Origin of the sequence: Helicobacter japonicus, from assembly GCF_000762845.2 — a bacterium.
GTDB lineage: Bacteria > Campylobacterota > Campylobacteria > Campylobacterales > Helicobacteraceae > Helicobacter_C > Helicobacter_C japonicus.
In genome coordinates this window covers 49,206-59,617 of the sequence record NZ_JRMQ02000013.1, presented here as the reverse complement: position 1 = coordinate 59,617, position 10,412 = coordinate 49,206, and the positions used below count along the sequence as shown (strand labels likewise).

Sequence of the window (10,412 nt, the reverse complement as noted above, 5' to 3'; positions counted from 1 at the left end):
ACTGCTTCTTGAAGATTTTGAGCTTCTTCACCTAATGTTTGAGCAAAGGCAGCACTTGTTGATAGCATTTTTCTAATTTCTTCTCCTAGGGTATTTGTAGTTATTTCCACACTACCTGAAGCATTAACCACTTCTGTTGTGAAATCAAGAGATTTATAAGATTCAAACACACGAACAATCTCATTCATATCACTACCTACTCTATGTTGAAGCACATTAAGCATTGCATTAAGCACTTCTTTTAATTCATTAAGCTGTGGATTATGAGGATTCTCTACAATTCTAGCAGTCAAATCTCCATTTTCTATTGCCTTAGCAGTTTGAATTGCTTGTTCTACCGCCTTTTTATCTTTATCTAAACCTTCTTGCACGTCTTGTATGTTTTCATTAATTTCTTTTGCCATTTGCCCAAACTCATCATTTGCCTTTGGAGTTAATAATGCTGGAGGATTCTCTACTTCGTGGCGGATATATTTAAAGAAGTCAAAAAGCAAGTGCGAAATATTTCTTAATCGTGCAACAATTTGTGTGCGAACAAAAATAAATATCATAAATGTTACAACAACGACAACAACAAGATTTGCAGCTATCATTATATTTCTAAGCTTTAAAACAGATGCATAAATAGAACTCTCTGGAGCCGAAACAATGATTGTCCATACCGCTGCTATATCATCACTATCACCAATATAGACATTTGCCACAGAGGTATAACTCATCTCACCTAGTGAATTGATATAGCTAAAGATTCCCTCAATTTGATTTTCAATTGCGTGTTTGAGTTCATTCATTGTAGGACTTTGATTTACTTCTCGTAAAAATTTACCCAAAAATTCTTTTCTCCCGTGAGCGGCAATGGTCGAATCTGTCGCATACATACCCTTAAAGTCGCCCTTATAAATAGAATTTTTAGGATCTTGAAGTATTGCCGAAACGCTTGCCAAATCAATAAATACGCCTAAAACCCCATATACAACACCTCTCTTATCTATAAGAGGCTGATTTATCCCCATACCAAAATACTCTTTACCATTAATAGTTTGCCACGAGGGCGAACCTACCACTGGTTTCCCTGTCTCTAAGGCTTTTTGCACACTATTAAAATTTGCAATTGATTCACTTGCTTGGATAATATGACTTTCGTTATTTCCATCACTAATGGCTAAAACCATAAAATCACCATTGGGCAATCTATGCTTAGGATTTACAATTCTCTCACCTCTGTATCGCTCATCTTTGGCAATATATACATAAGCAAAATTTCCCCATTCATTGCTATCAAACATATCTATAACATCATTTTCTAAAATAGCCTGTCCGCCATTTTGCACATCACGCAATACAAACCCTCTTGAGGCATTCATAGCAGTAAAAATTCCATTAAAAATTCCCTCTGCCCAATTTGCTTCACGTTTGGCGGCGTTGATAAGCATTTTATTTGATTCTTCTTCTTGAATATTATGTGAAATTGTTACAATAATTATCGTAACAATGAACATACAAACAAGCAATATACTTGAAAAAGCAAACACAATTTTTGTGCCAATATTTAAAGAACGAAAAAAATTCATTGTATCCTCCTGTATTTTTAAACTTTGAATTTTAATATAAAAAATAAAGAAATACTATAAAATGTAAAAATAAATTTAATTTTATCAAAAGGTAGGGAGAAAAAAGAAACAATGCTTCAAAGTATAATACGAGTTAAAATTATGGAATTTTCAAAAAAAAGTGAAATAAGATTCATCTAAAATAGCCCATAGATTCCTTTATTTAGGAATCTATGGGATAAAAATGCTAAATTTTCCTATACGGAGCTTGTCCAACCTCGTAGTAATTGTTGCCCTCTGCGTCAATGGCGACAATAGCGGGGAAGTTTTCAATCGTAAGTCTAGCAACCGCTTCAGGTCCTAGCTCGGGATAGGCTAAAACCTCGTATTTTGTGATACATTTTGAAATCAGTGCCGCTGCGCCACCCACAGCCACCATATACACCACGCCGTGCTTTACCATAGAATCTATAACTTCCTTGCTACGATAGCCCTTGCCAATCATTCCGTGAATGCCTTGCTCAATGATTGTCGGCGTGTATTTATCCATTCTCCCGCTTGTCGTAGGTCCAGCACTACCAATCGCATTGCCCGGCTTTGCAGGAGTGGGTCCTAGATAATAAATCGTCTCACCCTTTAAATCCACAGGGAGTTTTTCTCCACGCGCTAACGCTTCTGTCAGGGCTTTATGTGCCGCATCACGCGCGCAGAGAATCGTCCCGCTAATCAAAACGCTCTCCCCTGCTTTAAGACTTTTTGCTACTTCTTTACTCAAAGGTGCAGTAATTTTTTTTGGCTCTCCCATTTTTCCCTCCTTAAAGCTCAATATCCGCGTGTCGCGCAGCGTGGCAGTTGATATTCACCGCCACAGGAAGCCCCGCAATGTGTGTAGGATACCATTCTACATTAACCTTAAATGCCGTAGTTGTCCCGCCTAGCCCTTGTGGTCCTACACCGGTGCTGTTTGCAATTTCTAGCAATTCCTCTTCAAGCTTCGCATAACGCGCATCGGGATTCTTAGAATCTATTTCACGCACTGCGGCTTGTTTTGCTAGAAGTGCTGCCTTTTCCATTGTCCCGCCAATTCCTACGCCAATCACCATAGGAGGACAAGCATTGGGTCCTGCAAGTTTCACCGCTTCGGTGAATACTTTTTTTACACCCTCAATGCCATCGGCTGGGACAAGCATTTTTAGAATGCTCTTATTCTCGCTTCCAAAGCCTTTGGGGCAAACTTTTAAATGTAATTTATCACCTTTAATCATACGCGTATGAATCACCGCAGGAGAATTGTTTGTCGTATTTTTGCGCTCATAGAGTGGTTCTTCTACGACAGACTTACGCAAATAACCATTGGTATAACCTTCTTTAATGCCCTCATTAATTGCATCTTCAAGATAACCTCCTGTAATATGCACATCTTGTCCAATTTCTACAAATACCACAGTCATTCCTGTATCTTGACAGATAGGCATCATATTGCTTTCTGCAATCTTGCCATTTTCAATAAGCGTATCTAGGATATTTTGCCCCAAAGCAGACTTCTCGCTTCCTTTTGCCGCACTAAAAGCGCGTTTAATATCCGGCGTTTGGATACAACACGCATTAATGGCAAGTTTAGCAACAGCAGATTTAATATCTTCGTATTGCACTTCTCTCATTACTTCCTCCTTATTTTTATTTGAATTTGAAGATGCAGAATCTAAATGGGTAAGTGTGAGATGAAGCTTACTATAAAGCCCATAGAGTTTATTTTTGTGTAAGCCCACAAAAGCGCGAAGATCTATAAAGCATTAACTTGGTCTCCTTAATATTTTAAATTCCACCCAAATTCTAAGCCTACCATTATGTCGCCTTTATGGGAGAATTTCATATTATCGCTATATAAAGCAAAACTTTTTGAATCTTGTGGTGTAAAATACATTATATTTAAACGCATATAATATGTCCGCCCCATAGTGAGAGTCGTGTAGGCTTTTAATAAATGATTAGGTTGTGATTGCACACGTGTAGGGATTGTGTATGGATAAGGTATATTCGCACTCATATTTATATCATAAAATCCAAGGAGCATATATCCATAGCCAAGCCCCCATTCTAGATTCCAAAAATCGCTCATATACACAATATGGGAAAGCTGCATACCAGTATATAAATATCCATTTTCAATACTACGAGTGCTTTGGTCATAGATATTAAAATGTGTAAAAAGAAGCATATCTAAAAAAATAGGAGATTGAAGTGTGCCTAGATTTACCCCGCCAAAGATAGAGGCATTAATTATGCCACTATTTGTGTGCTTATCATTCTCAAAAAAATAGAGGGCTTTTGTGCTATCGCCTTTAACTTTTGCAATGCCAAAGTTTGCCTCAAGTCCTGTGTGCCACCGCTTATTCCACCAAGCCAAACGCGGAGTAACATACCCACCGACATTTGTAAGTGTAGATGGGTTAAAAAACTGATTATTCACATAAGCACCCAAGCCCATTTGTATATTATAACAACCACCTAGCATAGGCTGACAGCTATACAAGGAGGTAACTAAGGATAATAAGACAAATAATGAAAAAAATTTTCTCATTATTGCCTCCTTTAAAAATATTGCGCTTCTGCTTCTTTGAAAAAAATGCTTGAGTATATAAAAATACTTTTTAAATATTAATAAAATATTATTTTACTTTTATAAACTAAGTCTCAAATCTTATCTCACCTCAATGATAATATTTTAAGACATATATCTCTTGCAAGTTGCTTTGTATCGCCTTTGCTCTTGCTAAACTCTACAATCTTGCCGTGAAAGCGCGCAAAAATCTGTGCTAGGCTCATATCCTGTGGATAAAGCTCATAAACTAAAGCAAGATTCTCTTTTATGCCATTCTCACAAAAGCTCCGCAATTCCTCATAATCCTCTATTTCCCTACCAAGCACACAAAGTAACTTGTAAGTGTATCTATCGACAACCATTACTTCACGCGCACAAGCATAATTTAAAATTGCATACGCACTCTCGCGTCCTATGCCTTTTTGCGTGATAAGCCATTCAAAATCCACATTTTCCTTAAAACTTTCAAAACTTCCAAAATCTGTTAAAATCGCCTGTGAAATACTCTTAATATAAGCTGATTTTTGTCTCTGCAAACCAATAATATGTGATTGTAAAATCATAGAATCTACCTGCGCCAAAGATTGTAAATCTTTTTGGCAATCCCCGCTTAAAATACTCGCTTTACGCATAGATTCGAGCATAGATTCTACTTTGCTCCATTGCGTATTTTGCACTAAAATTGCTCCTAACACAACTTCAAAACTCCCCGCTCCTTTCCACCACCAACTAGGCTTCCCTGCTAAAAGTCCATAAGATTTAAGGGATTTCAGTAAATTAAAACTAGATTCTATCATTTGTGCCTCTTTTAAAAAACTCCTCAATAAGACTTTTTGCATACGCATTTTGAGGATTAACAAATACCTCTTTGCTCGCTCCTTGCTCCACTACACGCCCTTTATGCAAAATAAGAATCTCATCACTTAAAGCTCGTAAAATCTCCAAATCGTGCGTGATAAAAATATAGCTCATATCTAATTGCTCTTGAAGCTGCAATAAAAGTCTAAGAATAAGCTTTTGAGAGCTTTTATCAAGTGCAGAAGTTGGCTCATCAAGGAGCAATATATTTGGCTTACGCACGATAGCGCGAGCAATCGCCACGCGCTGCTTTTGTCCTCCGCTTAGTTCAAAGGGATAACTTTGTGCAAAATGTGTATCTAGTCCCACAGATTCTAAAGCCCATTGCACTTTTTCCTTACAAGCAGTAAATCTCGCACCCAAAGCCTCTGCAATAATATCTCCTATGGTAAATCTCGGTGAAAGCGAAGAAAAAGGGTCTTGAAATACTATGCTGATATGCTTTCTTAATGTTTGTATATCTTTTGAATTTGTAAATCTACGCCCTTTAAAATATATACCTCCCTCTATTTCAAGCAATCGCAATAAGCCTAATGCTAAGCTTGATTTGCCACTACCAGAAGCCCCAGCTACGCCTAGAATCTGCCCATTTTGCAAGGTAAAATTGACATTTGATACAAGAGGCTTAAAATGAGTTTTAAACAAATGCCGCACAGACACACCCACACTCAAATTCTCCACCTTTAAAAGTGTGTTTTCTTGTGAATTTAAAGCCTTATGCACTTTAGGGGGTAACTCTAAAGATTCTATAAGAAAACGCGTATAGGAATGTTTGGGTTGAGTGAAAATCCCACTTGTCGTATTTTCCTCTACAACTTTGCCCTCTTTCATTACGACAACCTTATCGCAAAAATCTTTCACCACACCCAAATCGTGGCTAATAAATAAAATTGCGCTTTGAGTGCTAAGATGGGAAAGCAAATCCATAATCTGCCGCTGAACAAGCACATCAAGCGCAGTTGTTGGCTCATCACAAATAAGAAGTGCGGGATTATTAATAATACTCATCGCGATTGCCACACGTTGCTTTTGCCCTCCGCTTAGTTCAAAGGGATAACTTTGTGCAAAATGTGTATCTAGCCCCACAGATTCTAAAATTTCCTCTAGCTTCTCTTGTGCTTTCATATACAATGCCTTACCACGCAAATGAGGATAAAGCTCATCTGCGTGAATATAAAAGCTCTCTAGAATCTGCTTGCCACATTTGTGGAGAGGATTTAGGCTTGAGAGTGGCTCTTGGGGAATATAAGCAATGTCTTTTCCTCGCAAAGCACGTAAATTCTTTGGGTTAAGAGTAAGGATATTACAATGATTAAAGCATATTTCGCCGCTTTGAATAGCAATATTATCTTGAAGTCGCAAAATCATCTGTGCAAGCATACTTTTACCCGAGCCAGATTCTCCCACAAGTGCTACTTTTTGACGCTTGGCGATACTCAAGGATACATCACTTAAACAAAAATGTGAAGAATGTAAAAATGAAGCATAAAGATTTTTAATCTCTAAAATCATTTTTATCCTTTGAATCTATGTGAGATTGCATACTTGGCTTTATATGTGGGTCAAGTGCATCGCGTGCGCCCTCACCGATAAAAACAAGGATTGAAAGTAACACACACAAAGCGACAAATGCACTTATGCCTAAATGCGGACTAGAAAGATTATTCTTTCCTTGTGCCAAAAGCTCACCCAAACTCGCACTTCCCACAGGCATACCAAAACCTAAAAAATCAAGACTACTAAGCGTTACAATGCTTCCTGCCATAATAAAAGGCGTGAAAGTAAGTGTAGCACTCATCGCATTGGGTAAAATATGCACAAACATAATTTTTAAATCACTCACCCCCATTGCTTTTGCAGCTCTCACATACTCAAGATTCCGTGCTTTTAAAAATTCAGCCCTTACAAGATTAACAAGTATCATCCACGAAAATGCTAACACCACACATAAAATCCACATAAAGCTCGGCTCAAATACGCTTGAGATGATAATAATCACAAACAAAATAGGCACAGCATTTAAAATCTCAATAAGCCGCTGCCCTATTAAATCAATTTTGCCTCCATAATATCCTTGTAATGCTCCTACACTCACACCGATAACGACACTACACACACTTAAGATAAGGGCAAAAACAATAGAGATTCTATATCCATAAATAAGTCTCGCAGCCACATCTCTTGCTTTATCGTCTGTGCCTAAATAATGCTTAGAATCAGGTGGCGTTGGAGCTTGAGTAGGTAAATCCATAACAATGCTATCATAGCTATAAGGAATGGGCGCATAAATCACAAAAGCATCTTTAAGTAACTCATCTCTCACATAGCTATCTAAATAATCGCTCCAAGTCTCAAAATCCCCACCAAAAGCAGTTTCTGGATAATTTACAAACACAGGAAAATACATCTTGGAATCTTTATAAATAAAAAGTGGCTTGTCATTAGCGATAAATTCTGCAAATATACTTATAAAAAAAAGAAATACAAAACAGACTAAAGAATAAAAAGCGCGTTTATTTTGTCTAAATACACGCCAACGAGCGCGAAACATACTAGGCATATTTACTCCCAAAATGGATACGCGGGTCAATGAGGTAATACATTACATCACTTACAATCCCAATAAGCAATGCTATAAAAGTAAAAATATAAAGTGTGCCAAAAATTACAGGATAATCACGATTAATCACACTTTCATATCCCAAAAGCCCCAAACCATCAAGACTAAAAATAATCTCAATAAGCAAACTCCCACTAAAAAAAGCTCCTACAAAGACTGCAGGGAATCCGCTGACGATTAAAAGCATTGCATTGCGAAAAATATGCTTATAGAGTATATGGGATTCACTCCCACCCTTTGCCCGCGCACTTATGACATAGCTTTTGTGTATTTCTTCCAAAAAGCAATTTTTACTTAGCATACTCAATGTTGCAAATCCACCGATAGAAATACACAGCACAGGCAAAAACAAATGCCATAAATAATCTTTAACCTTGCCCCACATACTTAAAGATTCAAAATTTTCACTTACCAATCCTCGCAAAGGAAAAATATCAAAATAACTTCCTCCACAAAACAGCACGACAAGCACCACGCCAAACATAAATGCCGGAATCGCATTAAGCACAACAATAATGACGCTACTTATCACATCAAAGTGCGAACCATTGCGCACTGCTTTTGCAATGCCTAGCGGGATACTAATAAGATAAATAATGAGTGTGCTAAATATCCCTAGCGAGATAGACACAGGCAATTTTTGTATAATGATTGAAAGCACACTTGATTGGCTATAAAAACTCTCACCAAAATCAAAACACGCAAAATTAAAAAGCATTTGAAAATACCGCTCGGTTAAAGATTTATCAAAACCATAAAGCTTTTTTATCTCTTCTATAAGTTCTGGTTCTAAGCCAATAGAGCCTTTATAGAGAGTGTTTTGCCCTACTGCAGCCTCACTTAAATGCCCCATATTTTCAATTTTAGCAATTGTCTGTTCCACAGGACCACCCGGAGCGAGTTGCATAAGCAAAAAATTAATGCTTATTACACCTATAAGTGTAGGAACAACAAGCAAAAGCCGCTTTAAAATATAACCTAACATTATTTGCCTCTAAAATATGGAGTTTAAAAAACATTTTTAGTTTTGTTTTCGCATACCTTGCGATATTTTTCTATCAGCACTTTGTGCTTCCTGCACCATATTTTGCCTCTAAAGCTTCAGCAAAAAACTCTTTTTGCGTTTTGGGGATTGTATCAGGGTGGTGGATTCTCATATGTTCTAAGTATTTATCGTAGCTTGGCATACCCACAAGCAAATGAAAAAACCTATCACTGCGCCGATAAAGCACCTTTAACTTATGCCACCAAATCTTATACAAATGCCCTTTACGCGCTTTGTCATCATTTTCCATTGACTACCACGCTTTTTATGGAATCTCATTTGTAGAAACCTCATTAAAAATCAATTTCACAAAATCTAACGCATAATCATAGTGTATTAAGTTTAACTGCACACATAAGCTCCTCTAAATAATTATATGCTATAATTATACACATTAATACAGGGGGGGGGGCTATGCAACCAAAAGTGGCAATCATCGTGCCAATCTACAATGTAGAAAAATATCTCGCAGCTTGTCTAGATTCTATCATTCATCAAAGCTATAAGAATCTTAGTATTATCCTCATTGATGATGGGAGTAACGATAAAAGCACAGAGATTGCAAAAGAATACTTTGACAAAGATTATCGTATTACACTTATTTGCAAAAGTAATGGAGGTCAAAGTAGTGCGAGAAATATGGGGCTAGAATATATAAGCAATGGCTTTACTTTCACGCCAATCATAGAGGTAGAGCAAGATTTAGAATCTCACAGATTGCCTACTTTTGTATTTAAAGCCACTCTTAAGCCAAATGCCCTAAGTGCAAATAATATCAATTATCTCACAGGAGAGCCGCTAGAATGTATAATGGGGGGGGGGGGTATAAAAAAAGTTTAAGCTTATCTATCCCCTTTAAACCTATTGATTATAGTATCAATTCTTGCATTATTTTCTCTCACACGCAAACCCCGCCAAATGATATTGAGTTTTTGCACTTTGTAGATTCAGATGATATGATTACTCCTGATTGTATTGCTACTTGTATGGAACATATCGGAGAAAATGACATTGTATGGCACGACACAATCCATCTTGCTGAAGATGGCATAATCCCTGATGACGAATGGCATAAAAATCTTTTAGATTTTTTGGGATTAGATGAAGAAGATATACGCACACCATTACCAACTATAAAATTATGGAAAAATCTAGAAAAATTCCATTGGGTATGGGGCGGAGTTTTTCGTAAGAAATTATGCGAAAAACTCCGATTTAGCGCACAGATTCGAGCTCAAGACACTCTCTTTGGTATGATACTTTTTGCTAAAGCTCAATCCACTTTGCTTATCACGCAAAAACTCTATATTTATCGCTTAAGAGCAAACTCTACGGTAGATTTGGCTTTTAGTAAAAGTGAGCCTCTAAAATCCTATCCTGCATATATGGCAGACATTGCAAATACCTTTAATAACAATCTCAAAATAAAACAATACTATTTTTCCTATTCCATTGCTTATGTATGTTTAGGTATTTTAGCCTTTATCGATACATTACCGCCTAGTGAAAAAGATATCAGAGATAAACTCAATGTATTTATTTCAAAATATGTTGATTGGGCTTTTGGAGGACTTAAATTAGAATCTGACCCTAGAAATCTCCGCACACTTTTAAAACCGCTAAAACCATACACAAAATGGGTAAGCTCCTCAAAGAAACTTGCCTACTTTGCACCATATATTTTTAGTATTTTACACACTTGTAAAAACATATTGAAAAGGAGATTGTAATATATTG

11 protein-coding genes are annotated in these 10,412 nt (G+C 36.9%); 2 read left to right on the top strand and 9 right to left on the bottom strand.

The window, feature by feature from the left end; all coding sequences use genetic code 11:
- The 9 genes from LS65_RS08300 to kcuS all read right to left on the bottom strand — a co-directional run.
- The coding region (locus LS65_RS08300) for a HAMP domain-containing protein (RefSeq protein ID WP_138129840.1) at window positions 1-1,571 on the bottom strand (1,571 nt) is incomplete at its 3' end.
- A 226-nt stretch (window positions 1,572-1,797) separates the two neighbouring features.
- Window positions 1,798-2,355 carry a Fe-S-containing hydro-lyase gene (locus tag LS65_RS08295; RefSeq protein ID WP_034361217.1) on the bottom strand — a complete coding sequence of 186 codons (558 nt, stop codon included), beginning with the start codon at window positions 2,353-2,355 and terminating at the stop codon, window positions 1,798-1,800.
- Between the two features lie 10 nt (window positions 2,356-2,365).
- Complete coding sequence (locus LS65_RS08290; protein ID WP_034361956.1) at window positions 2,366-3,211, bottom strand: fumarate hydratase; 846 nt, start codon at window positions 3,209-3,211, stop codon at window positions 2,366-2,368.
- A 146-nt stretch (window positions 3,212-3,357) separates the two neighbouring features.
- Entirely contained in the window at window positions 3,358-4,131 is a 774-nt protein-coding gene (locus tag LS65_RS08285) for a hypothetical protein (protein ID WP_034361219.1), read from the bottom strand.
- A gap of 125 nt (window positions 4,132-4,256) precedes the next feature.
- Window positions 4,257-4,949 (bottom strand): 3-methyladenine DNA glycosylase, encoded by a 693-nt coding sequence (locus tag LS65_RS08280; RefSeq protein WP_052061083.1) that lies wholly within the window; start codon window positions 4,947-4,949, stop codon window positions 4,257-4,259.
- The gene (locus LS65_RS08275; RefSeq protein WP_034361960.1) at window positions 4,936-6,519 is read right to left on the bottom strand and encodes an ATP-binding cassette domain-containing protein; all 1,584 of its coding nucleotides are present in this window, start codon (window positions 6,517-6,519) and stop codon (window positions 4,936-4,938) included. Before LS65_RS08275 ends, LS65_RS08280 begins: the two co-directional genes overlap by 14 nt.
- Window positions 6,506-7,570: an ABC transporter permease gene (locus LS65_RS08270; RefSeq protein ID WP_034361220.1), complete on the bottom strand. Its 1,065-nt coding sequence runs from the start codon at window positions 7,568-7,570 to the stop codon at window positions 6,506-6,508. Before LS65_RS08270 ends, LS65_RS08275 begins: the two co-directional genes overlap by 14 nt.
- Complete coding sequence (locus LS65_RS08265; RefSeq protein ID WP_034361221.1) at window positions 7,563-8,615, bottom strand: microcin C ABC transporter permease YejB; 1,053 nt, start codon at window positions 8,613-8,615, stop codon at window positions 7,563-7,565. Before LS65_RS08265 ends, LS65_RS08270 begins: the two co-directional genes overlap by 8 nt.
- A 73-nt stretch (window positions 8,616-8,688) precedes the next feature.
- Window positions 8,689-8,925 (bottom strand): KCU-star family selenoprotein, encoded by a 237-nt coding sequence (gene kcuS / locus LS65_RS08260; protein WP_052061029.1) that lies wholly within the window; start codon window positions 8,923-8,925, stop codon window positions 8,689-8,691.
- A gap of 164 nt (window positions 8,926-9,089) precedes the next feature.
- Between kcuS and LS65_RS10490 the strand changes: the two genes are divergently transcribed.
- Together LS65_RS10490 and LS65_RS08250 are read left to right on the top strand one after the other, a co-directional pair.
- Window positions 9,090-9,515 carry a glycosyltransferase family 2 protein gene (locus LS65_RS10490; protein ID WP_138129839.1) on the top strand — a complete coding sequence of 142 codons (426 nt, stop codon included), beginning with the start codon at window positions 9,090-9,092 and terminating at the stop codon, window positions 9,513-9,515.
- Entirely contained in the window at window positions 9,479-10,405 is a 927-nt protein-coding gene (locus LS65_RS08250) for a glycosyltransferase family protein (RefSeq protein ID WP_138129838.1), read from the top strand. The genes LS65_RS10490 and LS65_RS08250 overlap by 37 nt, the downstream gene beginning before the upstream one ends.
- The last annotated feature ends 7 nt before the right edge of the window (window positions 10,406-10,412 follow it).

What these genes read in the sequence shown, in the direction of transcription:
- LS65_RS08270 (WP_034361220.1), bottom strand. Translation starts at nt 7,570, where the DNA reads ATGCCTAGTATGTTTCGCGCTCGTTGGCGTGTATTTAGACAAAATAAA.
- kcuS (WP_052061029.1), bottom strand. Translation starts at nt 8,925, where the DNA reads ATGGAAAATGATGACAAAGCGCGTAAAGGGCATTTGTATAAGATTTGG.
- LS65_RS08265 (WP_034361221.1), bottom strand. Translation starts at nt 8,615, where the DNA reads ATGTTAGGTTATATTTTAAAGCGGCTTTTGCTTGTTGTTCCTACACTT.
- LS65_RS08295 (WP_034361217.1), bottom strand. Translation starts at nt 2,355, where the DNA reads ATGGGAGAGCCAAAAAAAATTACTGCACCTTTGAGTAAAGAAGTAGCA.
- LS65_RS08280 (WP_052061083.1), bottom strand. Translation starts at nt 4,949, where the DNA reads ATGATAGAATCTAGTTTTAATTTACTGAAATCCCTTAAATCTTATGGA.
- LS65_RS08290 (WP_034361956.1), bottom strand. Translation starts at nt 3,211, where the DNA reads ATGAGAGAAGTGCAATACGAAGATATTAAATCTGCTGTTGCTAAACTT.
- LS65_RS08250 (WP_138129838.1), top strand. Translation starts at nt 9,479, where the DNA reads ATGTATAATGGGGGGGGGGGGTATAAAAAAAGTTTAAGCTTATCTATC.
- LS65_RS08285 (WP_034361219.1), bottom strand. Translation starts at nt 4,131, where the DNA reads ATGAGAAAATTTTTTTCATTATTTGTCTTATTATCCTTAGTTACCTCC.
- LS65_RS10490 (WP_138129839.1), top strand. Translation starts at nt 9,090, where the DNA reads ATGCAACCAAAAGTGGCAATCATCGTGCCAATCTACAATGTAGAAAAA.